At 54.3% G+C, this 24,678-nt stretch carries 21 protein-coding genes and 1 tRNA gene; 11 read left to right on the top strand and 11 right to left on the bottom strand.

The features are described from left to right. Positions 1-79: 79 nt before the first annotated feature. The 3 genes from Pr1d_RS06045 to Pr1d_RS06055 all read left to right on the top strand — a co-directional run bounded on the left by Pr1d_RS06045 (position 80) and on the right by Pr1d_RS06055 (position 1,411). Positions 80-841, top strand: a complete 762-nt coding sequence (locus Pr1d_RS06045; RefSeq protein ID WP_148072692.1) for a hypothetical protein — start codon at positions 80-82, stop codon at positions 839-841. Continuing rightward, a tRNA-Gly gene (locus Pr1d_RS06050) sits at positions 821-891 on the top strand. The genes Pr1d_RS06045 and Pr1d_RS06050 overlap by 21 nt, the downstream gene beginning before the upstream one ends. A 199-nt stretch (positions 892-1,090) precedes the next feature. Then, complete coding sequence (locus tag Pr1d_RS06055) at positions 1,091-1,411, top strand: hypothetical protein (RefSeq protein WP_148072693.1); 321 nt, start codon at positions 1,091-1,093, stop codon at positions 1,409-1,411. 82 nt (positions 1,412-1,493) lie between these two features. On the opposite strand, the gene Pr1d_RS06060 is transcribed toward Pr1d_RS06055, so the two are convergent. Next, positions 1,494-2,363: a ThuA domain-containing protein gene (locus Pr1d_RS06060; RefSeq protein ID WP_148072694.1), complete on the bottom strand. Its 870-nt coding sequence runs from the start codon at positions 2,361-2,363 to the stop codon at positions 1,494-1,496. A 74-nt stretch (positions 2,364-2,437) separates the two neighbouring features. Further along, entirely contained in the window at positions 2,438-4,648 is a 2,211-nt protein-coding gene (locus tag Pr1d_RS06065) for a HEAT repeat domain-containing protein (protein ID WP_148072695.1), read from the bottom strand. 184 nt (positions 4,649-4,832) lie between these two features. Between Pr1d_RS06065 and Pr1d_RS06070 the strand changes: the two genes are divergently transcribed. Then, positions 4,833-6,035 (top strand): hypothetical protein, encoded by a 1,203-nt coding sequence (locus Pr1d_RS06070; protein WP_148072696.1) that lies wholly within the window; start codon positions 4,833-4,835, stop codon positions 6,033-6,035. Continuing rightward, positions 6,032-6,358: a divalent-cation tolerance protein CutA gene (gene cutA, locus Pr1d_RS06075; protein WP_148072697.1), complete on the top strand. Its 327-nt coding sequence runs from the start codon at positions 6,032-6,034 to the stop codon at positions 6,356-6,358. Before Pr1d_RS06070 ends, cutA begins: the two co-directional genes overlap by 4 nt. Positions 6,359-6,432: 74 nt before the next feature. On the opposite strand, the gene Pr1d_RS06080 is transcribed toward cutA, so the two are convergent. The 5 genes from Pr1d_RS06080 to Pr1d_RS06100 all read right to left on the bottom strand — a co-directional run bounded on the left by Pr1d_RS06080 (position 6,433) and on the right by Pr1d_RS06100 (position 10,831). Beyond that, the gene (locus Pr1d_RS06080) at positions 6,433-7,668 is read right to left on the bottom strand and encodes a polysaccharide biosynthesis/export family protein (RefSeq protein ID WP_148072698.1); all 1,236 of its coding nucleotides are present in this window, start codon (positions 7,666-7,668) and stop codon (positions 6,433-6,435) included. Positions 7,669-7,705: 37 nt separating this feature from the next. After that, the gene (locus tag Pr1d_RS06085) at positions 7,706-9,148 is read right to left on the bottom strand and encodes a tetratricopeptide repeat protein (RefSeq protein WP_148072699.1); all 1,443 of its coding nucleotides are present in this window, start codon (positions 9,146-9,148) and stop codon (positions 7,706-7,708) included. Between the two features lie 237 nt (positions 9,149-9,385). After that, on the bottom strand, positions 9,386-10,348 hold the full coding sequence (locus tag Pr1d_RS06090) for an MBL fold metallo-hydrolase (protein WP_148072700.1): 963 nt from the start codon (positions 10,346-10,348) through the stop codon (positions 9,386-9,388). 31 nt (positions 10,349-10,379) lie between these two features. Further along, complete coding sequence (locus tag Pr1d_RS06095) at positions 10,380-10,637, bottom strand: hypothetical protein (protein ID WP_148072701.1); 258 nt, start codon at positions 10,635-10,637, stop codon at positions 10,380-10,382. Then, on the bottom strand, positions 10,634-10,831 hold the full coding sequence (locus tag Pr1d_RS06100; RefSeq protein WP_148072702.1) for a hypothetical protein: 198 nt from the start codon (positions 10,829-10,831) through the stop codon (positions 10,634-10,636). Before Pr1d_RS06100 ends, Pr1d_RS06095 begins: the two co-directional genes overlap by 4 nt. Before the next feature lie 212 nt (positions 10,832-11,043). On the opposite strand from Pr1d_RS06100, the gene Pr1d_RS06105 reads away from it, so the two are divergent. The 3 genes from Pr1d_RS06105 to xerC all read left to right on the top strand — a co-directional run bounded on the left by Pr1d_RS06105 (position 11,044) and on the right by xerC (position 13,521). Further along, entirely contained in the window at positions 11,044-12,141 is a 1,098-nt protein-coding gene (locus tag Pr1d_RS06105; protein ID WP_148072703.1) for a hypothetical protein, read from the top strand. Positions 12,142-12,313: 172 nt separating this feature from the next. After that, positions 12,314-12,577: a hypothetical protein gene (locus Pr1d_RS06110; RefSeq protein ID WP_210417901.1), complete on the top strand. Its 264-nt coding sequence runs from the start codon at positions 12,314-12,316 to the stop codon at positions 12,575-12,577. Between the two features lie 44 nt (positions 12,578-12,621). Next, positions 12,622-13,521 (top strand): tyrosine recombinase XerC, encoded by a 900-nt coding sequence (gene xerC, locus Pr1d_RS06115; RefSeq protein ID WP_148072704.1) that lies wholly within the window; start codon positions 12,622-12,624, stop codon positions 13,519-13,521. On the opposite strand, the gene Pr1d_RS06120 is transcribed toward xerC, so the two are convergent. Further along, positions 13,442-15,364: a CRTAC1 family protein gene (locus Pr1d_RS06120; RefSeq protein ID WP_168205081.1), complete on the bottom strand. Its 1,923-nt coding sequence runs from the start codon at positions 15,362-15,364 to the stop codon at positions 13,442-13,444. The two genes, xerC and Pr1d_RS06120, sit on opposite strands and share 80 nt — an antisense overlap. A 70-nt stretch (positions 15,365-15,434) precedes the next feature. Then, positions 15,435-16,088 carry a PEP-CTERM sorting domain-containing protein gene (locus Pr1d_RS06125; RefSeq protein WP_148072706.1) on the bottom strand — a complete coding sequence of 218 codons (654 nt, stop codon included), beginning with the start codon at positions 16,086-16,088 and terminating at the stop codon, positions 15,435-15,437. 602 nt (positions 16,089-16,690) lie between these two features. Here Pr1d_RS06125 and Pr1d_RS06130 point away from each other — a divergent pair. Continuing rightward, positions 16,691-18,070, top strand: a complete 1,380-nt coding sequence (locus Pr1d_RS06130; RefSeq protein ID WP_148072707.1) for a sigma-54-dependent transcriptional regulator — start codon at positions 16,691-16,693, stop codon at positions 18,068-18,070. A 261-nt stretch (positions 18,071-18,331) separates the two neighbouring features. Here the strand turns inward: Pr1d_RS06130 and katG are convergent, their stop codons facing one another. Together katG and Pr1d_RS06140 are read right to left on the bottom strand one after the other, a co-directional pair. Next, a complete protein-coding gene (gene katG / locus Pr1d_RS06135) occupies positions 18,332-20,584 on the bottom strand; it encodes a catalase/peroxidase HPI (RefSeq protein WP_148072708.1) in 2,253 nt (750 codons plus the stop codon). Positions 20,585-20,830: 246 nt separating this feature from the next. Then, entirely contained in the window at positions 20,831-22,228 is a 1,398-nt protein-coding gene (locus Pr1d_RS06140; protein WP_148072709.1) for an arylsulfatase, read from the bottom strand. 423 nt (positions 22,229-22,651) lie between these two features. Here Pr1d_RS06140 and Pr1d_RS06145 point away from each other — a divergent pair, with 423 nt between their 5' ends. After that, a complete protein-coding gene (locus Pr1d_RS06145; protein WP_148072710.1) occupies positions 22,652-23,980 on the top strand; it encodes a S41 family peptidase in 1,329 nt (442 codons plus the stop codon). 434 nt (positions 23,981-24,414) lie between these two features. Then, positions 24,415-24,669, top strand: a complete 255-nt coding sequence (locus Pr1d_RS25685; RefSeq protein ID WP_168205082.1) for a hypothetical protein — start codon at positions 24,415-24,417, stop codon at positions 24,667-24,669. The last annotated feature ends 9 nt before the right edge of the window (positions 24,670-24,678 follow it).

A 24,678-nucleotide genomic window follows, 5' to 3' on the forward strand; every position in this document is an offset into this window, starting at 1 on the left:
AGTATGGAATCGAATTTGATATGAGAAGGGTGGCACCAATCACATCTCGGGTGCGATTGCCCAGGCAGACGCCTTGGGAGTGTTTGCTAGCGAAGAAGTATTTGCTGCCAATATGTGGAATTTGCACGGCGACTCTCAATCGCAATTCGCCTCGGGAGCCTTCAAGATGTATCTCGATTTCGATGGTTCCGGAGGGGCATTTGGCGACACAATAGTTGACTCGAACACCGACATGATTTCGGAGTCGGCCATTTGTGCCAGTATCGATGCAGACGATCCCAGCCGGATGATTGTGGTAGCCATCAATCGCACCGATCAACCACTCGATGCTGCCGTCTCGTTAACCAGCGATGTCCGCTTTGACTCCGCAGATGTGTACCAGCTAACCAACGCAACTTCTAATCCGGTAAGCGTTGGCACGATCTCCATTGATCTCGTAAACGCGTTCCACTATGAGATGCCTGCTTACAGTGTTTCCACCTTGGTTCTGAATGCCTCACTCGATACCGCTGATTTCGATAACGACGGTGATGTCGACGGGGAAGATTTTCTCGGGTGGCAACGCGGCCTGTCTCCTGGTCACTTGAGTGGAACGGATTTGACTCTTTGGCAGGCCCAGTATGACACCAACCCGCCTGCCGCTTCGGCTAGTGTGCCCGAGGCAAGCAGTATCCTGCTCCTGGTATGTGCGACATGCACTTGGGCATCCATCCGGCCTTTCTCTATGCATAAGCGTTCTCATTTCTGTCGCTTCCCAGTCCCCAGCCCCCTCCCCCAATTGCGGTTCGCCAGGCTTGCGATAAAATGGAGTATGCCGCATGCGGGTGTAGTTCAATGGTAGAATGAAAGCTTCCCAAGCTTTAGGCGGGGGTTCGATTCCCCTCACCCGCTTTTCAGATCGAGCAAATACGTGACGATTTTCGGGGCGATTATGGTGTTTTTTCACCTCATTTAGCCTAAATATCTCTTTTTCTCCATTCTCCCAGTTGCGAGCGATTCGGCGTCTCCTAGAATTGAGGATAGTTGGCAGACAGTGGCTTCGGCTTGATGTCTGCGTTGTTCCGAATGTTCAAGAGGGGAGAATTTAGAGATGATGCGTTTGCATTCTGTAGTTGCGGTGGCTTTGTTGGTCGTCGGCTCGTTGGTTGTTTCAAGCGACAATGTCCAAGCGGGCAATCCATGTTGCTGTCCACCAGCACCTATCCAAACCACCCTATGTGTCCAGCCACCATGCAGCTGTTGCTCGACGACCGTCTGTGTGTGCGTGCCAGGTTGCTGCACTGAGGCACCGACCGTCTGCTGGAGAAGTGGACTGTTGGGTCGCCAGATCGGTACCTACTGCTGGCCCTGTTGTGGTCATGAGGTGAAGGTCGTGGTCACCCGTCGCGGGGACGTCAAAGTCCGCGGCTAAGTGCCTGCTTAGCGATAAGTAAAGCAATGCCCCGGGAGAGTGCTCCCGGGGTTTTTTTGTGTACTGAGTAGGTGCATCTCTTTCACTCCACCATCAACGTCTTCTCCGCCGTTGGGAAATTCTCCGGCACGGGGATCGTTACCTCTCCGGTCGCGGCCCATTCGGTTCCGCGAAGGAGGGTCGTCAGAAAGCCCACGCAGTTCATTGAATAGTCAGCGTGGCCGAGGACCGTGTGAAACACACGGCCATCACCATAGGTGATGGTCATTAACATAGGTTCGGCACGACCTGTGCCGCCGTATTTCGGGTCAGCATAGGCTGTTGCAAGAACTTCCAGATTATTCGCTGGTCCGCGAAGTTGTTCGTAGAGTTCATCTTGCGTGTGCAGCCAAATGGTTGGGATCCCCTTCATGATGGGATGCTCTTGGTCAAGAGTTGTCACTTGGAACTCATGTTGCTGGCCATGGTTGCCGCCCCGCCCGGCGGACGCATCACGCACCAACTCGCCATCCTTCACGTAGACATAGGGCCCAGATTTCTCACTTCGGCCACCCCAGCCGCCGAGCCCTACGATTTCGTTGTACTCTGGCCAATCGGGAAAAGCATTGTCAGCGGCGTGGACCGAAACGAATCCCCCTCCGCCGTAGACGTAGGCTTGAAAGGCTTTCTCGGTCGTCTCCGACCAGGTTTCGCCGTTGTAATTGCTCACTACCACATCGTAGTCGGCAAACTTCGGCTGAAAGCCGCTCATGTCATGTCCCTCAGGAGGGGAGGTCTCCACCTCAACATCGAAACGTCCACTGTCGGCAAAGTACCTCTCAAGAATTGGGGTTGTGACTTTCCAATCGTGGTTATTTTGCCCATCGACAATCAGGAGCCGCAGCTTTTCAATCGCCATGACGCTTCCTAGGTTGATTAAGAAAAACAGTAAGAGACAAATAAAGGTTCGCATCTTATTTCCATTTCGTAAATCTAAACTCGTAGGACGGAACTCGCGTCGCTCGTCCCGGCCTACAGAATGACATTTCACTCCTCTGTCTTTTTCTTCTCCGCGGCTTCCTTCTGTTGAATATTCTGGAGAATGCCTCGTATTGCCGGATCGCCCGGACGCAGTTCATGCATCTTCTCTAATGCTTCGTAGGCGCGTTGCCAGGAACTTTGGTTTTCACACAAGAGTGCCAAGGCCAGCCAGTTCTCGTATGAATCTGGCCTCAACTCACAAGCTGCTTCAAACGACTCGCGGGCTTCCTTCTTACGGCCGAGTAAGTACAGCAGCATGCCTTGACGGTAACGAATTTGGTCATTTTTTGGCAAGAGCTTGGCGTCTCGCGTAAGATTCTCGACTTCCTCCGTACGAAGTCGGTTGATCTCGGCAGGATCCCCTCCGGCGCGCTGGAGTAATTCAGCCAACTGGTCGCGCGGACCAGTGAGATAGGGCTCCAGGCGAATAGCCGTCGCAAGTTCCTCCTGCGCCACGAGTTCTTCTCCCAGGGCGTGGTTGAGCGACGCCAAGTTCAAATGCGACGCCGCCCGATCCAGAACCATTTCCTGCGCCTGTCGATACTCTGCAATAGCTTTGTCGAGTGACTCACGATACTTCGGGTCGAGCAATTGAGCCGCCGCTCCTATCAATCGCCGAGCTGCCGCAAAGCGCACCAGTCGAATCGGATCGTTCAGTTGCCCAGCAACTTCGAGGACGAAGGTCGTCAAGGAAGTCTCAGACAATGCCTGCGTTGCGGCGGCGCGAACTAGGGGGCTCTCGTCGTCCAGATGTTCTCGGCAAATGGTGTCGGATTCCTGAGTACCATATTGTCCTAGCAACTGGACAGCCGTGGCGCGCACAATGTCGGGCCGTGGGGGATTTCCTCGCAGCAACTCGCGAATGAGATTCACTCCCTCGGGCTTGCCAAGTTGGGCCGCCAACAGAGTAGGGCCATAATGTGGGTCATCTGGCCGCTTGTCACCATACCAATAACGAATCGCTTGTGCTGCCCAGGCATTGGTTTCCTCAGGACGCGTGTGGCAAGTGGTACACGCGTTGGGCGTCCCCAGTTCGTCGCTCAGATCGGGACGCGGAATGCGCAGACTATGATCACGCCGGTCGTCGACTCCCATATAAGTTCGCGCAGGCATATGGCAGTTGACGCATTGAGTTGCCGCCAAGTCGGTATGATGATGGTGGTTGGGCGTGTCGTACTTGCCCGGTTGATGGCATTGGGCACAAAGCCGGTTCCCTTCGAACTTCAGTTCAAGCGTATGTGGATTGTGGCAATCGGTGCAGCGCACCCCCTTGGAGTACATCTTACTTTGCAAGAAGGAACCGTAGACGTACACCTCGTCGAGTATTTGTCCGTCGGGATAGTAGAGCCCCGGTTCAATCAGTGAGGGGTTGTAGTGATCGAGAAACGTTTCGCCGTCATGCAGATTCACATGCAAAGGGGAACGTCGCGAATGGCATGGGGCACACGTTTCCACCTGTTGCGTGGCGGTGGCACCTTTGAGATCTTCCAAACCAAAGCCGCGGTGGCGATCCCAAAACAGAGAATGACTTTCGGCCATCTCCACATGCATGCTTCCCGGCCCATGGCACGTTTCGCAGCTTACGTCGATATCCGTATAGGTCGTGTGATACGTGTTGGTTGCGAGATCAAATTTCTTCTCCAGATTGGTCGAATGGCATTCTGCACACATGGTGTTCCAGTTTTGCGCCATTCCAGTCCAGTGCAGCGGATCACCTGGCAGGATGCGTTCGTGCGGTACGTCTGGGGGAGTTACCATGAACCACTCGTTCTTGCGCGAGTCCCATGAAATGGTGAGTACCTGCAATCGACCGTCGTCAAACTCGACCATATACTGTTGCAATGGCCTGACTCCGAAGGTGTACTTGATCTCATAGTCATGCATCTCACCATCTGGCCCTTCAGTGTTGACCATGAACTTGTCATCCTGACGGAAGAAGCGTGTTGTGATGCCGTGGCGCGTGAATTCAGCATCGTCAAAATCGCCGAGCACGGAATCATTCGTGGGAAGTTCCATCGCCCGATCGTGGTCAGAGCCTTGCCAGCTGCGCTGCTGATCTTGGTGGCAACGGATGCAGGAGTCGTGCCCAACATACTTTGGTCGGGCGTCCCTCGGATAGGCGACATACCAATCCGCGGCACACCACAGAGCCATTCCCGCCAGCAGGCAGCCGAGCACCAGTCCAGAAATCTGCCGGGCAGAAAGGAGAAAGATCATGGAGAAATTGATATTCAGAGTGTGCAATGCCGACGGGATCAGAAAAACCTATTGTAACCCAACTGAAAGAAAATCAATCCCTGCCCGTCCAGCGATCTCGTAGTTCGCGTTTACCTCGAAGCCAAAACCGATAACAATCGGGGCCACGAAAGGATCCAAGTAGACAACGCTCCGTATCAATGCCATGCCGCAAGATAACCGTTTTCGACATCAACCCTATCGGGCGACACCACCTGTAGCGCCCTACTATGTCGTGCATGAAGCCGAGGAGGCACTTCCTTCTTCGGCGGACTTCGACGAACGACTCGCCACGGCCTGCGTGCCAATGGCAAAAGTCAATCTGGCCGCCACGTATTTGGTGCATGGCACCTACACCGGGAATGATGTACTGGGGCTATTGACGGAGCTTCGCAGATTTTCGCCCTGGCTGAGCGAAAGAATCCGTCGAATGACTAAGGGGTTTATTGATGTCGTCGCTGGTGAAACAGGCAATTACACTTCCCAGTATGCGGCCACATTCCAAAAGGGCCTAACGGTTGGCACAGGCCGCACCACTGCTGTGCGACTCTTTCATTGGTCAAGTCAAAACAACCACATCGCTCGTGCAGATGGAGCTGTTCGATTGATTTGTGAATTGGCTCGTCTCGCTGAAGACTTGCCAACGGCAGATGAAAGCAGCGACCCATCCCGAGTAATGCTCTGGGGTCACAGTCATGGGGGCAATGTGTTGGCGATCCTAACGAATCTTCTCGCCGCGAACCAAGAGACACGAAATCAGTTCTTTGACGCGACTCGGACATTCTTTAGCCCTTGGTGGAGTGAAGAAACTGACCGGCCTGACTGGGAGCAGGCACGCCAGTTGCTCAATGACGCACAGCACCCACTCCGGCGATTGGCTCTCGACATCGTCACCTTTGGCACACCGATCCGCTATGGCTGGGACACTGCCGGCTACAGCAAGCTGCTACATTTTGTGAATCACCGCCCCACTCCGCAGCAGCCCGTTCATCGAACAGGATTCCCTCTGCACCTGCCGCGTTTTCTCAAAGCCAAAGAAGGCGATTACATTCATCAACTAGGTATCGCTGGCACGAATCTTATTCCAAATCCTTTGGCCGTGCGGACTTTGCTCGCTGATTTGCGACTCAAGAAGGTGCTTGAGCAGGGCCTTCAACCCGAGTGGAGACTCTCCCGCTGGATGCGGGGTCATAGGGTTCCCGATGAGGGCACGACGCTGTTGGTCGATTACCACGACGGTCATTGGTTTGCGCCTCACCACTTGGCTGGTCATGCTACTTACACTCGCAGCAAATGGTTGCCGTTCCACGTCACCCAGGTCGCCCGACAGTTTTATGCCGAGAAAAATTCTGATATGATAGTGAGATGACTTCCTTCATCCAAATTGACACCACAACCGCGTCTGAGGCAGAAGCCCAGCAGATTTCTCGGGGGCTCGTAGAGCAGCGCCTGGTCGCATGTGCCCACATCATCGGTCCGGTCAGTAGCATCTATCACTGGAAGGGCCAAGTGGAGGAAGATAAAGAGTGGCACTGCCTGTTCAAGACACGCGAGTCGTTATTCAACAAGGTCGCTGATGCGATACGGAAATCACACTCCTACAAGTGCCCCAAGATTATCGCTTTGCCTATAATCGAGGCAAGTGAAGATTACTTGGCGTGGATGAACAGTGAGTTGCTGAGTGACTTGTAAACCGAGAAGCGGAAACTAGATTTTAACCTTTTACTTCATACTTCCATCATCCTGCACGTAAATCTAATCTCTACTCAATTTCCCAGAGTGCGGAAATTATCGAAGTTGAATTGCCCAAACGCAAACTGAGGAAATAGCCCGTAGAGTCCACGTGTAAAATACTGGCCGATAAGTTCGTCGGTCGCTTGGATGCAGGTCTTTGGCAATACGATGATATCACTGTCGTTGAGCCAGATCTCGTCGGCGGGACCTGGGCGGCGGGCGTAGAGGGCACCCTTGATGTCGAGCATCGTTGCCATCAGACGCCAATCGTCGCCACGGCGGAAGACGACCACTTGCCGCAAGTTCGCGCCTGGATTCCAGCCCCCGGCCATCGCGATCGCACCCATCAGCGTCGTGGGGCTTTTGAGTTCGAACTGCCCAGGACGCGCGACCTCACCCAGTACGTAACAGTATCGGGGAGCCCTTTGCTGCAACACAGGGGTAACATCCACGCCGGGGATCGCTGCATCGTAGCGGGCATCGACTTCATTCTTAAGTTCTTCGAGTGTTAGGCCTTGAGCATAGATCACACCCAAGCCTGGCAGGTAGAGTTTTCCCGCAGGTGTTACCGTCAGTAAGAGTCGCAAACCTCCGACACCGTAGCGTGCGTCAACCGATTCGATCAAGTCTCGAAGCCGTGTATTGACCTCGATTGGAGTCACTGTGATCGCTGGCACCTTGTAATATTTCTTATAGCGCTCGTCGAGGTGCTCCCGCAAGCCGTCCACGGTCATCCGGGCTGCTCGTACCTGTCCCAACAGGGGAAGGCTGATCGTTCCATCGGGCTGGATAACGAGTTCGCGAGCGATCTGATCTCCCGACTTTCCCGACTCCGTCGCGTTGCCACCACTGTCAGCAGTCAAGGATTCGATGCGAATCCGATCTCCAACCTCTAGTTCATAGGGGTGCGAAGTTTCAATACGGGTCAAACGAAAGATGAAGGCGATTTGATCGTCGACGCGAATGCGGTACTCGGGAACATGTGGCGTCCGAGCATGGCCTACATATTCACCTTGAGCATAGGCCTGCCAATTGATATAGCCACGTGCTTTCCAATCGACTTCGCCACAGGGGACTCCAGAATTGGCACAACCCGTCGCTCCACACCCCGCGGTACTATCGACACCCCAAATGGGAAACGGTGCCGCCGGGTCAATGCACTGGGCATTGCACGGCTGTAACTGTGCCAGGCACGTAGAATCCATGCCTACTGCAATTGCAACAGTCGTCAGCAGCAACACGCGCGTGATGGGCGAATTTGTTTTCATAGAAGCGATGTTCTGGTTTGTAGTCCCGGCGTGATATTTAATAGCGGACGGCTTGCGTAGCAGGGCGGGCAGCGACTTGCGGGGCGGGGTGGGCAGCTACGTGGGGTGGTACATTGATCGGAGCGGACTGGGCGAATTGTTGGGGCGAGACCCACGCGACCTGGGCCGCCGGTCCGCGCCCATTTAGGGCAAGCTGTTCGGCATGCATGCGGCAATGACTGGCAACCGCCACGTGTCCCAACTCATCATGCACTCGAGCCAGATTTCTAAATACGACTGCATTGGGTTCCCGTAGGGCTACTTGATGGAGTAGTTGGCGGGCTTCGTCCAAATGCCCCGTCTCGGCCAAGAGTACACCTAACTCGTGCGCCGCCATGTAGTTCTGGTTGTGGGCCAACAGGGCTGCCTGCTGAAATGCAACGGCCCGACGCTTGGCCATGCGATGTTGTTCGGGTTCCATTTGGCCTAACTGGCTGTTGAGTTTTCCCAGGGTGTATAGTGTCATCGAACCCGCTGGCTCACCTGCCACGGCCAGTGCCAGCTTGATCTGAGCATAGCGGTTGTAGCGATCCAACATTTGCGAAGGGAGTATCCTTGCGAAGTCGGCTTCCTTCGCTAAGGGTGTTCGATGCGAGGCACAGATCACCTCTAGCACCATTTCTGCTTCAAGTTGCGTCCCGCGTGGTACAAAGTCTTCGGCTTCTTCTAAAGCTCGTAACCCCGCCGCCAAACTCTCGCTGCGGATTCGCGTCCCTTCACGCTTGTCTTTAGATTGAGAAACCAGCCGCAACACTTCGATCAGTTCCTGCCGGGCTGCATACGACGCTCCACGCTGTGCAAGGGCAAATGCGGCCCCAATCTTTTCGCGGGCCAGTTGGTCCATGCGAAAGTCTGTTTGTGCTCCTGTGGAAACCGCCAAGGTGTCTCGTGCGATCACATCCAATAAATGTCGCTCCTCCGGCGAAAGTTCCTCCCGCACCGGAGCAACAATTGCCATGGTCTGAGCAGCAGATGTGTTTTCAACACGCTTCACATCGAACTTGATGGGGCTCTTCGCTTCAACCAAGGGGGGAATATCAGAGACGCTTTCTTCTAGATTGCTAAGTTCCGGGCTTGCGATTGGAGTCAACAACGCCCCTAAGAACTGTTTAGGAGCGACCGCCTTTTCGATATGGTCTGGCGACCCAACAAACGGTGTCTGACCACTGCATACAATCGGAAGGCGTGTGAGATGAGTGTCAGACGCGAAACCCCATTCAGTTGAGTCAGTGCTAACCGGAGGTATACAGTTCTCAGCTACCGGCTGAGTTACAGCTTGCTTCCGCGCTTTAGCCGTGCAGTCACGCAGGAGCCTGACTATGTTCTCTTGTTGCTGCTGACCACATCCTGCCAGCAGCGCGCAGCTCATCCATAGAGACATGAAGTACAACGAACCCTGCCAAGTATGGCATTGGGGCTGTGAGCGTTTACCGAACTGCATCGGTTCAACCTTCCTTGGATGAACTTTCGTGGAGCGGCCATATTCTCGCAATCCTTGCGCATGGCCTGCTGAGTGAGATTCGGCTAGCACCTCGCTGGTAAACCAGAAAAACCGCTACCACCGGGCCATTGCCTGGGGGAGTCACCCCTACAGCCCTCACATTCCAACCACTCCCCACGCTAGCACCCGCTCCAACCCGCAAACCTTATCAGCCGTTCGTACTTTGATGATCCCCCTTCAGAACATCCGCATCTGATAACTCCCCGTCACCGGCAGCGCATGGAACCCCGCTGCGCGTAGATGTCCCACAAACTCGGCCGAACCATGCGTGCAGTAGATCTCTCCAGCCCCCACTCGCCTAGCCGTTTCTAATAGCTGACCGAAATCTGCGTGATCCGACAGCGGTAAGGCATGATCCACCCTATAGCGATACTTGGCTCCGGGGTCGGCCGCCCAACCCGTGACGGCGATACTCACCGGGTGCTTGATGCCCGCGATGCGAAAGTTCTTCATCCCTCGCGGCAAAGTCACGACGGCGTGGTCGTCACGCAGCTTTCCCTTGTATTCGGTCACGTCCCCCAGATCGACGCCACACTGCTGATATACCAGGCTCACCGCGTAAGTCATCGGATGTTGTTGCACTTTGATTCCGGCCAGCGTCAAGAGTCGTGTCACCTCTTGTGCTTTCCCTAAGGCGTAGGCGTGGATGACCGGTGTTTGCCCCGCCGCCAATGTCTCGCGAACTAGAGAAATTAGCTCCGAAACAACCTCTTCCCTTGGCGGCAATTGATACCTTGGCTTGCCAAAGGTGCATTCCATTACCAGAATGTCGGCTTCGGGCAATTCGGCCTCCGCACTCGTCGCAGAAGGCCCCAGTTTGAAGTCACCGGTAAATAGAAGCCGTTTTTTACCATCGTCGGCCAGTAACATCGCTGATCCCAGGCAATGCCCCGCGGGATAGGGCGTCAGTTCGAGCGGACCAAACTGCATCGCCTCCCGATAGCGGATTTCCATCGTCCGCCGCTGGGCTCCCAGGCGATGCTGATACAGCCTCGCTGTGTCCGGAGTGCAGATCGCCAATTCATGCCGGGCCATGTGATCCGCATGGGCATGTGAGATAAATCCCACCTTCTGCCGCCTTGTCACATCGAGCGCAAGCCCCGCCTTCGTGAGAAAAACCCCGTTATTCCAATGAAACATGATGCCCAGTCAACTAGAGAGAGAAAAGGTTCTATCCCCTGATGATTTTGTCGTATTCACCATGTGGGCCGATCCAGAACCACACCAAGTCCTTCTCAGACTCCACTGCCAATGCTCGATAGTGGATGCCGACGCGTGCCGATCGTAATTGGCCAATTTTCTTGAATGAGAGAGACGGATGATTTGGATCGGACTTGAGGAGCCTAAAATTCTTGTCTCCTAATCTTTGCACATGTTTTGGAAACCGATGATATGTCTGCCAGAACTCAGAATCTGCAAAGTGTTTCATAACTCCCGCGTCTTACCTTCACGGTGAGCTCGCAGAGCAGCTTCTGCCAAATCATCCAAACGACCAGCAAGAGCATCGGCTTCAATTTGCTGATCCCACATTTCGCCATCGTATTGAGCGAACCAAGCACGAAATCGAGCGAGTTCGTCCGGCGAAAGTCCTGTGATGGCGTTTTCTAACTCATTTAGCGTCATGAACACCATTCTACGCTAGCGATTGTATCTCATCAAATGATGGTTTCTCCCGCTAGCAACGCCTGCATTTCACGCTGTTTTCAGTGATTTCTTTGAGCGACTCTGCCGTTTTTGCCGAAGATACGGACAACGCCCCGGCCACGCTTTCGCGCTGTCGGTCGCGTCCTTTTTGAAAGGGGGGGCCACCTTTCAACCGGGAATCGTCTGCCACCATGCGTGCAGCGCTTATCATCTTGCTCGTGAGCATCCTACCACTTTCGAGTGGTTGTAGCCTATTGCTGCCTGAAATCAGCGATCGGCCGGTGATTCACAACCCTTTTCCGCAACTCAGCAAGATCGCCGTCGCACCTTTCTTCAATCAAAGCGATGAACCCACGGTCGATGGCCGTGAGTTCGCGATTTCCTACTTCGCCGAACTCCAAAAGACCCCTGGTTTTGAAGTTGTGCCCGTTGGTGTCGTTGAGGAAGCCATCATCAACCATCGAGTCGATCTTTCGGGCCCCGGAGAAGCACGTCGCCTTGCAAAAATACTCGGAGTCGATGCCGTCGTGATTGGCTCCGTGACCGACTATTCGCCCTACTATCCACCACGCTGTGGGCTAAGGGTCGACTGGTACACGGCAAATCCTGGCTATCATGAGATTCCAGCGGGCTATGGACTGCCATGGAACACGCCTGAAGAAGAATACATTCCCGATTCACTAGCGTACGAAGCCAAGTTCGCCCAGGCCCGCGCTCAGATGGCCGACCTTGCCCCTGATTGCGACCAAAGCATCCAACCTCTGCCAAAGCCTCCCCAACAACAGGAAGATATGTTTGCGCCTCCGGTAAAAGAAACGCGTGCTACCGATCGAAGTGAATTGCGTCTGGTGCAAGCAGTCGAAGAATTACCACAAGGCATGCAATTCACGCCAGCAGATATCGAGTCCGCTACAACTGGTAGTAACTCATCAATGATTGTAGAAGATTCGATTGACACAATCGATACAACTCCCCTCACGTGCCCTCAAGGCGATTGCTTTACAGCACTGCCATCAGCAGGAGCAAGACGTCCTGCCTGCATGCCACACAATGGGCCCGTATTATCGCAAACAAGCTTGTATAGCGGCACCGATCCCGAAGTGACCGAGGCATTAAAAGGCTATGTTTACTTTAGGGAAGACGCGCGCTTCGGTGGTTGGCAAGCTTACATGCAGCGCAGCGACGACTTCGTCCGTTTTTGCTGTCATATGAACATCTCCGAAATGCTGTCAGCGCGCGGCGGAAGTCGCAAAACGCGGGTGGTGTTACGCTGGCCAGAACGCCGATAGAGGCTCAAAGGAAACTATTCTCGCCGGAATGATGTTTCCATGGGTTCGCCCGCAAGGATGTTTGAGGCAACTGACCCTGCCTCGGCAAGTACCCGCGTTAGTCCCTGCTGCCATGGACCGGCACTATGGAGGCAGAGCTCCCCCCCGCGCTGCCGCACGGAGAGATGCAACGATGAACGATGACGACATTAATGTATTAGCACTAGTTAAAGGCACCGAGCGTTACATCTTTTTGTATGACGACTCGCAACGCGCTGAGACTCTGCGCATGCTCGGACGCTATGCGTCGAATCCCGAACTGAGTTTCAGTTGGTACGATGCGGCTGTGCTGAGCCAAAAAGTGCGTCAGATGAGCGCTGCGAATTCAGGCTCGGTCGAAACCGCCAAACCTAAGAACCGCATTTCTTTGGTACAGCCCTCCGATTTTGAGGAATAGTTTAGCCGCAACCCGAAGGGGAGCGCAACGTTCGCGACTCCACCATGCAGCGCGCCATAGCCCGATTCCTGCAGCACCTCACCATCGAACGAGGCGCTTCTTCGCATACGATCAAGGGCTATCGCGAAGACCTCGCCGCATTCGCTGATTACTTCAGCGAAGAGGATGGCAGTTTTCCCGACCTCGGCGAGATCACGGCTGTCGAGCTGCGCGGGTTTCTTTCCGCGCTCCACGAAGCAGGTTACGCCAAGACCTCGATCGCGCGCAAACTCGCTTCGCTCCGTAGCCTCTATCGTTTCGGCCAGCGTGAAGGGTGGGCCAAGACGAACCCTGCCAAAGCACTCCGCAATCCTCGTAAGGCCCACAAGCTGCCGCATTTTCTCACAACCGACCAGATCGGTAAGCTGCTCGCTGCCCCCCAGGGCAAGTCGTTATCCTCGCTTCGAGATCGGGCGATCCTCGAAACCCTCTATTCGGCAGGACTGCGGGTAAGCGAGCTAGTCGATCTTAACGATGGCGACCTTGATTTCCCCCAAGGGATCGTCAAGGTACGCGGCAAAGGCCGCAAGGAACGCCTCGCCCCGCTCGGCTCCTACGCAACCAAGGCGATTCAGGTTTGGCAATCCGCGAGAAAACTTTCGCCAAAAGAAGCGACCGGTCGCCAGGCTCCCGTTTTCGTCAACCGTTTCGGCACGCGTCTTACTACACGAAGTGTCGGCCGAATGCTAGAAAAATATCTTCGCCAGACTGGCCTCGACCGTCGCACAAGCCCGCATACGCTTCGCCATAGTTTTGCCACGCATCTGTTGGACCGGGGCGCCGACATTCGCAGCGTGCAAGAACTCCTCGGCCACGCAAGTCTCGTCACCACGCAAATCTACACCCACGTAAGCACCAGCAATCTGCGCCAGGCTTACGAAAAAGCTCACCCTCGTGCTGGGTAGATTTGAGAAGCCGGTTGCAAATTCTCGCATTGAAAATCAATATGAGCAAGAAATACGTGCCAGATGTAGGTTCTGGCACTGCAACGTTCGATTCCAAGGTAGCTGCTGGTGGGTTAAATTGCCTCTGCCAGACGAGAAAGTCCCCGCCATCGGTGATGCCGTTCCCATCGGCATCGGCGCTATTGATAATGCTATATGCAGATTGCCATCTGCTTAAGTCATGTTGGTCGACGTCGCCGTCGCCGTCAAAATCAGCTGAAACTTCAGAAGCTGCTTCCACTACATGAAGCGTTTGGTCTACAGCGACATCAAATAAGTACTGAAAGATTCCACTGCTCCACCGAATCGCGACCATGTCCACTGTTTCGGAATTCGGACCAAGCCCAAAATGGGCCGTACTTTCATTTTGGCTGAGAAAACTACTGCCGCCGTCGATCTCCCAAACGAGTTGCGTAGTAGGATCGTATAGATCCGGCGTAACCGTAATCCACGTTCCGATTCCATCTCGGTTGGAAAGAGTTCCTTCGGGCTTGATTCTCAGGTAGTGGTTCTCATTGCCACCGTCATTCCGGTATAGAATCGGAGTGTCAAGATTGTTCACGACCACGACATCCAGATCGCCATCGTTGTCATAGTCAAGATGAGCAAGCCCGCGACCTTGTTGCGTATCGGTTATTCCTAGTGAATCAGAGACGTCCGTGAAAACCCCGTTTTCATTTCTCCAGAGAAATGTGCGGTCGTCGATCCAACCGCCGCCGTTGTAACCATTGGTGGCGATGAGATCCGAATCGCCGTCGTTGTCGTAGTCGAAGAAGCTTGTACCCCAAGACCAACGCGAGTCCCGGACGCCTGCTTCTAGAGTTACATCGGTGAAGGTGCGATCGCCCTCGTTACGATAGAGTCGATTGAAACCACCAAAGGGACCGGGAAACTCAGGTGCATTGGTAATGTTGGTAATAAACCAATCAAGATCTCCGTCGCCGTCGTAGTCAGCAAATGTTGTCCCCATTCCGTTGTGATCCGTACCCACTCCGGCTGGCAGGGTACCATCGGTGTAAGTCCCGTCACCGTTATTCCAGAAGAGTTGGCTCGTCTCAAAATCTGCAGCAAAGGTCAAATCCAGGTGACCATCGCGATCGAGGTCAACAAATCGTGGAGCAAATCGATAGGTCTTTGCATTACGATAAACATCGATTCCCGCAGCAGAGGTGACATCCTCGAATTGACCCGGTTGCGACGCGCCCAGGTTGCGCAAAAGTCGAGACTGGCTGTTAGCGACCGGGTTGTTCCAGTCGCCGGTTACAAGATCAAGATATCCGTCGTTGTCAAAATCACCAAAGCTGGCACCTTGGCCCTGACGCACGGTTCCGTTGGCCAATGCTGCGACAGACCCAATCCCCGCATCCGTAAAAAATCCCGCACCATCGTTTAGATAAAGATAGTTGCGGGTATCGTTGGTAGTGGTCATGTAGAGATCGAGATCACCGTCGTTGTCGATGTCTCCTGACACGACACCGTTGGTCAAAGTCGCTGTGCTGAAGCCAGCTGTACCGGTCCGCGGTTCAAACGTGCCGTCCCCAAGATTGCGATAAAAGATGTCGGTGGCATTGAGCCTCGTAAACAGCAGATCGGTTCGACCATCGCCGTCAAAATCACCGGCAGCCACCCCACCAGTCATGAAGAAGGTTCCGGGTAGACCTTGGATTGATGCGGGAGTCGCTTGAAGGTGGTTGATCCCTGCGGTGGCGGTAACATCTGTAAATACAACGGCACCAGCATCTAATGGGAAATACGAAACCAGCCACGCCAAGATGACCAAGTGTTCAAAGCTTTTCGAGAACACGCGACACTCACAAAAAAAGCCGCTTGCCCGCTCCATTGGAAAGGGCAAACGGCACTGAGGGAAGCAATGATTACCTACGACGCATTCCGACCAGAGCCAAGCTGGCCAAGCCCAAGAGTGCTACTGATGCGGGTTCGGGAACGCCTTCAACATTGAAGTTGACATCGTCCACGAAGACTTGTTGATTCAGCGCGCCGCCAAAACTCTGGATGGCGTAGACCACACGGGCTGTATTAGCGCCAGCAGGTACAGACGAACTTACGATAAATTCCTCATAACCGGCACCCACTGGGGACGTGGTCAGATTGGGAGTTCGACTAATTTCAACGTCCGCAACCGAGTCACGCCATTCAATGCGGATTTCAGATCCGCCTGCCGCGCCGACAAGCTTGTGCCATCCACTAAACCAGGCCATCGCGCCCGCGGATCCAAAGCCGAATCTTGCATCCTGGAATGCGCCGGCAAACAGGTTGGCATCAGCGCCAATGTTCGTCTCAAGCGACTGGGCGCCGGTGCGCGGCATATTCGTAGTGAAATCAGCCGTAGAAGATCCACCAGCATTGAAGCCTTCCCAGGTTCCCACAAATGGGGGACCGTCGAAAGTGAGAGTCCCTTCAAAGCTAGGATCCGCAAGTAGATTTGGATTGTCGAGGTGGACCGCCATTGCTGGCGAACAAAAGACGGCAACTGCCGCCACTGCAAGACTGATCTTAAGACACTTCATGAGCGTTTCCCTCCAAAAAAATGAAACTAAAGCGAACCGATTACCTGAATGGTAATAACCCAGTTCACGCCAATCGTCGGGGCAAAATGTAAGAGTTACGACGAAGAGATAAATTGTATTTTAACCTAACCACCCGCAAAATTGATATCCTCGGGCCCCAAAAAAAGACAAAATCGAGAATATCCCTTTGTAACGTTGTTTCAGGCCCTACGCTTAACCCACTGAATCGCCAGCGGCCGCAGCTTTATGGGTGAGCAGGCAACAACCCGGCACACGTTGTGCCAACTGCGTGCCGCTAGGCGATCATTATTACCAACGCCCATGGATTGCAATCCATGGGCGTATCGCCACTACCCTTTCAACCCGTACAACTCCACACCGTTTCCAGAATCCCCCGCGCTCACTTTTGTTGACTCCCCCACAGCTGCAACGTACATATTTAACGACAGCCTATGGTGAAATCTCCCCGCCGGTAACTGCCCGTTTGTTTCTCCCCAACAGCAGGCCACCGTTTCACAGGAAGGCCGCTCGCCCAACTCGGCAAGTGGCACTCCGCATTGGTTGAAACACCAAGGTAAACACACGAGGGGAGATTTCCTGCCATGACCCATGGTTCTTTGTTGTTGGTAGATGACGATCGTCAGGTTCTTGAGTCGATGGCCGACTGGCTTCGCGACCAGGGGCTTCAACTAGACACTGCCACAGGCTATGCCAACGCCCTGCAATTGCTTCAGCGTAAGCAGTACGATCTACTTCTGGTCGATGTGCGACTCCAGGATGGCGACGGCTTCGACCTGTTGGAGCAAGTCCGTCGCAGCTATCCGCATACCCATGTCGTATTGATGACCGGCTACGGGAACGCCGACTCCGCCGTAGAAGCTCTCCGCGCAGGGGCCTTCGACTATCTGACCAAGCCATTGATCGACGACGAACTGATGATGACCCTGCAGCGTGCTTTCGATCAACGCCGTGTTGTTGAAGAAAACAATCAGCTTCGCAAGCAACTCGACAAGCATCACGCTATGGACAGCATCGTCGGACAGGATCCGCGGATGCTCCGCGTGTTCGATATGGTTTCGAGTGTGGCCGACACCAAAGCGACTGTGTTGATCACCGGCGAGAGCGGCACCGGCAAGTCGATGATCGCTCGCACGATCCACCGCCAAAGCAGCCGCGCTGGCAAGCCCTTCATCGAAGTCGCCTGCGGTGCCCTCCCAGAGAATCTCTTGGAGAGCGAACTCTTCGGCCACGTTGCCGGTTCGTTTACCGGAGCCACCGGCGATAAGGTCGGCAAGTTTATGCAAGCCAACGGCGGCACAATTTTCCTCGACGAGATCGGCACATCCAGTCCAGCCATGCAGGTGAAGTTGCTGCGTGTGTTGCAGGAATTGGAATTCGAACAAGTCGGTGGAGCGAAAACATTCAAGGTCGATGTCCGCGTCATTCTGGCTACCAATGAAGATCTCTCGGAGGCCGTTGCCGAGGGACGCTTCCGCCAAGATTTGTACTACCGCATCAATGTCATCAATGTGGAACTTCCCGCACTACGCCAACGTCATAGCGACGTTCCCCTACTCGCCCAGACATTCCTGGCCGAGCTCCGCGAGGATACTAACCGCGAAGTCCGCGCTTTCAGCGACGAAGCCCTGCTTGCCTTGGAGGCGTATCCCTGGCCGGGCAATATTCGCGAGTTGCAAAACGTCGTCGAACGGGCAGTGCTGTTGGGCAAAGGCGAAGTGATCACGGTGGGTGATCTCCCCCGCGAAATCGCCGGCGGTCCGACGCTCAGCATATCCCGTGCCGGCTCGCGCACTCTCAAGGAAGCCCTCGAAGAACCTGAGCGTCAGATCATCCTCGATGTGCTAGAATCGAACAACTGGAATCGTAATGCAACGGCTGATTCCCTGGGGGTCAACCGTACGACGCTCTACAAAAAGATGAAAAAACTAGGCCTAGAAGACGGCAAATACGCCATCAACTAGTCCCAATCAATGAAATTTCGCAAAACGCCCAGGGATTGCAATCCCTGGGCGTTTTCTAGTGACATGCTTTCTCATGCAATCACAGCAATGAATCGAATCCAAAAACTTTCCACAATTTTGTTGCCTCGCATGTAGCGAGCTATTACATTGCAGAAAGTGCGGTCGGTGATAAACGGCGTTTGATTCATCATCGATTTCGGGGAGACCTCCAGCTGTGAATTGCCGGCCGCACCCCTTTCTTTATGCTCTGCTGCTTCGCACTTACTTGCAGGCGAGTTCAAACCGATCAAGGTTCATCACCTTGTCCCAGGCAGCAACGAAATCGTCGACGAATTTTTTCTCGGCATCGCTACTCCCGTAGACTTCTGCCAAGGCGCGTAGTTGAGCGTTGGAACCAAACACCAAGTCAACTCGTGTGCCGGTCCACTTCTGCTCACCAGACTTGCAGCAGGTTCCTTCAAACGACTCTGCCTCTTTCGAAGTGGGCTTCCACTGTGTGCCCATGTCGAGCAGATTCACAAAGAAATCATTCGAGAGAGTCTCTGCTCGCTTGGTAAATACGCCGTGACCCGATTGGTCGGCATTGGTGCCAAGCATTCGCATGCCGCCGATAAGCACCGTCATTTCAGGAGCAGTAAGTGTCAACAATTGTGCTTTATCGACCAATAGTGCTTCTGCCGAGACACTGTACTTGCCCTTCAGATAATTGCGAAATCCATCGGCGATCGGTTCGAGAACTTCAAAGTTCTCAATATCCGTCTGCTCCGCGGAGGCGTCCATTCTGCCCGGCGTAAAGGGAACCGTCACTTCATGTCCGGCATTCATTGCCGCTTTCTCGATAGCGGCGCAACCCCCTAGCACGATCAAATCAGCCAGCGATACTTTCTTACCACCGGAGGCGCCACCGTTGAACTCACTTTGAATTCCTTCCAAGCTCTTGAGCACTTTGGCCAGCTGAGCAGGCTGATTGACCTGCCAATCTTTCTGCGGCGCGAGGCGAATCCGCGCCCCGTTTGCGCCGCCCCGCTTGTCGCTGCCGCGAAACGTCGATGCAGATGCCCAAGCAGTCGAAACCAACTCGGAGACACTCAGGCCGGAAGCTAGAATCTTGTCTTTCAAAGTGGCAATGTCCTTCTCATCGACAAGAGGGTGGTCCACTTCGGGGATCGGATCCTGCCAGATGAGTTCTTCCTCGGGAACCTCCGGGCCAAGATACCTCGCTCGCGGACCCATGTCGCGGTGTAACAACTTGAACCACGCTCGGGCAAATGCATCGGCGAGTTGGTCTGGATTTTCAAGAAACCGCCGCGATATTTTTTCGTACGCAGGGTCCATTCGTAGCGCCAGGTCCGTAGTCAACATGCTCGGTCGATGCTTTTTCGAAGAATCGAACGCATCCGGGACGGTTTCCCCGGCATCTTTCGCAACCCATTGATGTGCACCGGCTGGGCTCTTGGTCAGCTCCCATTCGTAGCCGAACAGGTTTTCCAGAAAGCCATTGCTCCACTTCGTGGGAGTCGTGGTCCAAGTCACTTCCAAGCCGCTGGTGATCGTGTCTCCCCCCTTCCCCGTGCCGAAACTACTCTTCCAGCCCAAGCCTTGTTCCTCGAAACCGGCCGCTTCCGGCTCGGCTCCCACGTTCGCCGCATCGCCGGCGCCGTGAGTCTTGCCAAAGGAATGGCCGCCCACGATCAGCGCGACGGTTTCCTCATCGTTCATAGCCATGCGGCCGAAGGTTTCACGAATATCAACCGCTGCCGCGACCGGGTCTGGATTGCCATCCGGTCCTTCAGGGTTCACGTAGATCAGTCCCATTTGCACCGCAGCCAGCGGGTTCTCCAGGTTGCGGCTGTGCTCGTCTCCGTCCGCGTCGTCCTCTGACACGAGAACTCCGTTTTCCTTGCCGACCCCCTCTGAACCATGATGGTACCGAACGTCGCCACCCAGCCAGGTAGTCTCGGCCCCCCAATACACATCCAGGTCTGGTTCCCACACGTCCTCCCGGCCGCCGGCAAAGCCAAACGTCTTGAATCCCATCGACTCCAAAGCCACGTTTCCTGTCAAAATCAGCAGGTCGGCCCAAGAAATCTTGCGGCCATACTTCTGCTTGATCGGCCAAAGCAACCGGCGGGCCTTGTCCAGGCTGACGTTGTCGGGCCAACTATTGAGCGGCGCGAAACGCTGCTGACCCCGGCCTCCGCCACCGCGGCCATCTCCGGTGCGATAGGTTCCCGCGCTATGCCAAGCCATGCGAATGAACAACGGACCATAGTGCCCAAAGTCTGCTGGCCACCAGTCCTGAGAATCGGTCATCAGTGCCGTGAGATCTTTCTTCACGGCCGCCAGATCCAAAGAATTGAATTCTTCAGCGTAGTTGAAATCCTCGCCCATTGGATCAGACTTCGCAGAATGTTGACTCAGTAACTCAAGTTTAAGCTCATTGGGCCACCAATCGCGATTGGTCGTGCCGCCGCCGGCGGTATGTTTCATGCGCAGTATAGGTTGGGTAGACATTTTTAGTTCTCCTGGGGTTTGGACCACTAGTTTACCCGCTTCGCTCCGCCTCGACAATGAACCGAAAATCCGCCAAACCACTTTCCGGACCCAATCGACTGAGAGGGACGTAACTCCTTTAGTCAAAAATACGCTTGTTGTGGGTTGCCAACAGGGATGCGGTCAATTTGAAATCAGTGACTGAAAGACTCAACGGAATGACTGGCGTAGAATGGAGGCTTAGCTCATATTACTCGGTGTTTTCTTTCAATCTCGGAACGAATAGTCTCCTGAATCGGAATGGGCCGAGTCCATCAGCCGCTCTAGACGAGCTACGACTTCCGGATGCTCATCTGCGAGGTCATGCTCTTCGGATAGATCACTGCGAAGGTCGTAGAGTTCGATCGGTTTCCGCGATTGCTTCATGCCAAGTTGTACACCCTTCCAGTCGCCAGATCGGATCGCACGCTTTCCTCCTTCTTTGAAGAACTCCCAATAGAGGAAATCGTGTTGCGCTTGTTCACCCTGTCCCGTGAGCATCGGTACGAGAGAGATGCCATCGATATCACTCGGCGTCTCAGAACCTGCCAATTCAGCAAACGTTGGCAACCAGTCCTGAAAGGCACTGACAGTGTCTTCTACATGACCAGGCGAGATTTGCCCCGGCCACGCGACAATAGTTGGCACACGAATGCCACCCTCATAGAGATCGCGTTTGATTCCCCGCAGCGGACCAGACGAATGGAAGTAAGCCGGGTCGTTACCTCCCTCAGCATGCGGGCCGTTGTCACTGCTGAAGACGACGATCGTGTTCTCTTCAACGCCAAGGAGCTCAAGCAACTCTCGTACCTGTCCGACCGTCTCATCGAGCCGAGTGATCATCGACGCGGTCCCCTTCTGGGAATCGGGCCAGTCGCGGTCCGCATATTGACCAAAGTCGGGCGTTTCCTGCCCGCGCGAGCCGGCTTCATTGTTGGCGTGAGGCAATGTCACCGCCAAGTAGAGAAAAAATGGTTTTCTGTGGTTCAACCTAAGCCACGCGTGCGCTTCCTCTGCGATGCGGTCGTGCGAATAGTCAACCTTCTCACTTGCCACGCCAGCACCGCTGGGCCGGGCCGCGGGCACAAAGTTTCGCAGAGTGACTCGCTCACCATTTCGAAACAGGAACTCAGGGAAATAATTGTGGGCGTGCGACTGATCTAAGTACCCGAACGTGTAGTCAAAGCCCTGTTGGTTTGGAAACCCAGCGTTGTGCTGATCTCCGAGTCCCCACTTGCCGATCAATGCCGTCGCATATCCCTGCTCTTGAAGCAATTCGGCGATGGTAACCTCGTCGTCAGGCAGCGGTTTGTTGCTTGTAGGGCTTACGTTGCGGTTATCCCGAATCGGAACATGGCCCGAATGTTTGCCAGTCATCAACACACATCGCGAAGGGGCGCAGACAGTCGAACCAGCGTAATGCTGTGTGAGCTTCATCCCATCGGCAGCCATCTTATCGAGGTGGGGCGTTGCGATCTGCTTCTGACCGAAGCAACCGAGATCACCGTATCCGAGGTCGTCAGCAAGGATGAAGACGATGTTCGGCTGCTGAGCAGCGACTCCATCGTCCACTTGGAGAGAGAACAAAGTGACGAGAAGTAGCCCCAAAAATGCGGCGCGAGCCATAAGATATTTCCTTCACAAGCGGGTAATGAGGTGGAAGATAAAGAACTGCATTATAGGGTGATTTATTCGAAACGATAAGAATACTTGCGGGATCCTCACGCGAGCCGAGGGGCTTGTCTCCAAGGTTTTCTTCCCCTCGGTTTCAAGCGTAGAGGTACTTCCCGGGGGGACAAGCCTCCCGGCTCGCAGTACTCCTTTGCAGCAATCCGACACTTAAGTCCCCATTCGACGAACTCTTCGGTGCTTGCCGAGTGGCTGCGTTGCCAGATACAGCACCTTCACAAGTCTCCCTGAATGGGTGCGACACTCGCCCCAGAAGAGCTTCCACGTGTTTTGAACCCTTCTTCATTCAGGGAGCGAGTGATATCATTAGGGCATCCATGACCATTCATACCTCCATCCTCTTAGCGGAAATATCCTCTCGTGTCCCTCCGCAATTTACTTTTGTTCGTTTTCATCGTGTTGCTATCGTACGTGTGCTACGTTCGCGCTGAACAGAATCCTTATGCCCGCTATATCGCGGCAAGCTACTCCGTGATCGACCGTTGGTCGTTAGTTTCCCCCCCCGATCAAGAACTCTTCGATGGAGCCATGGATGGCATGATCGAAGTTCTGCACAAACGGGGCGACGAACACTCGATGTTCGTTGACCCGCAAGAGCGTGATACATTCCAGGAAGACTTGATTCAGGAATTCGGCGGCATTGGCGTTCGAATTCTCGAGCTAGGCGATCCTCCGCAGTTGACGGTCGTCGGTCCCCCGGAACCAGGCACTCCCGCGTTTAGTGCCGACATCCGCGCCGGCGACCGCATCGTAGCGATCGATGGCCAACCAACGGCTGAGATGGAGATGCGAGATGCCTTGCGATTGGTGCGGGGTGAGGTCGGTACGCCGGTTACTCTCACCGTCATCCATCCTGAGGAAAAGGATGAGACCGATGTCAAAATCGTGCGGGCAGTAATCAATGTGGAATCGATTTACGGCGACCTTCGTGGCGAAGGTAATAAGTGGCAGTTTCTCCTGGGCGCTGACGATCGCATCGGTTATGTGCGGATTACCAAGTTTGGTGACAAGACTCTCGACGAGTTTACGGATGTGTTGGCTGAATTGAATTCCGCCGGGATTCAAGGCTTGATTCTTGATGTCCGCGACAACTACGGTGGCACGCTTGAGGCGGCAGTCGGCATCAGCGATTTGTTTCTCCGCGCCGGCCAGCCGATCGTCACTACCCGTGATCGCGAAGAAGAAATACGCGATCGATTTGTTTCTACTGGTCGGGGTGGTTATCTCGATATCCCTATTGCTGTGTTGATCAATCACAATAGCGCCAGCGCCAGCGAGATTCTCGCCGCTTGTCTGCAGGACTACCACCGGGCCGTGATCATTGGCCAGCGTTCTTATGGCAAAGGGACCGTTCAACGCATTATGCAGATCGAATCGGGACGCAGTTTGCTGAAACTCACTTCTGCGACTTACTGGCGACCGAGCGGGAAGAATATCCATCGTATGGCGGAAGCCAAGGAATCCGATTCCTGGGGGGTGAAGCCGACCACAGGTTTTGAGATAGAAATGGATGACGATGAATATCTGCTCTGGCGCAAATATCGCTATCGCCGAGACCTGCTCGGAGAGCAGACGGATGGCCCTCTCGCCGAGGAGCTTGATTCTCAGAACGGTGGAATACCGAATGATTTTCGGGATGAAGCTCTCGATTTGGCTATCGAATATCTCCAGTCGCAAATGGGGAAGTAGATATTTCCTAGGCCGTACAGATTCTTCCCGGTTACAGCTAGATTGAAATATCTTCCTCTTTGCAGGGATTACACGGCGGTTCCCTCTTTGCTAGCAGAACGCTCTAAGTGCTTACTCCAATAGAGTTTATCGTTGTTCAGTCCCTGCTCTCGCGACTTCAAACGAGTTTTGGCATGGAGTCTGCACTAGAGAGTCCCAAGAAAGGTGATGGAAGGCGTCAAAACCGACCTCACCGGGCGAACGTGTTCCGCCACAAGGCCGAAGGGATTTACGGCTTGTACAGCACATCGCTTCTTTTCAGCTACTCTCGTTTCAATCATCAATATGGGCAAATCTTGCCCACAAGGGGAAAAGGAATTGCAATGGTTGCTCCAAGGAAGATTCGTCGCGTTTTTTGCACAGTAGTACGGGTACCAAATGCCGACGAAAGCTGCATGGTTTCAGAAAATCGAATTCAACATCGTCCCAGCGACCGCCTGCCGTGGTCGGATCCCACCATCGCCCGTCTGGTGGCCAACTTGCAGGATGAAGTGCGCGGCGAACGTCGAAGTGCCAAGATTGAAAGGCGCACGGCCAACTGGCAGACGGAAGACTCTGCAATAGCTGAGATGGAACCTCCTACTCCGGAACTCGATACCGATTTCGATTGGTACGATCAGCCGCGCTGGAATTGGCCAGATCAATCCTAAATATCCGTT

This window comes from Bythopirellula goksoeyrii, assembly GCF_008065115.1.
Lineage (GTDB): Bacteria > Planctomycetota > Planctomycetia > Pirellulales > Lacipirellulaceae > Bythopirellula > Bythopirellula goksoeyrii.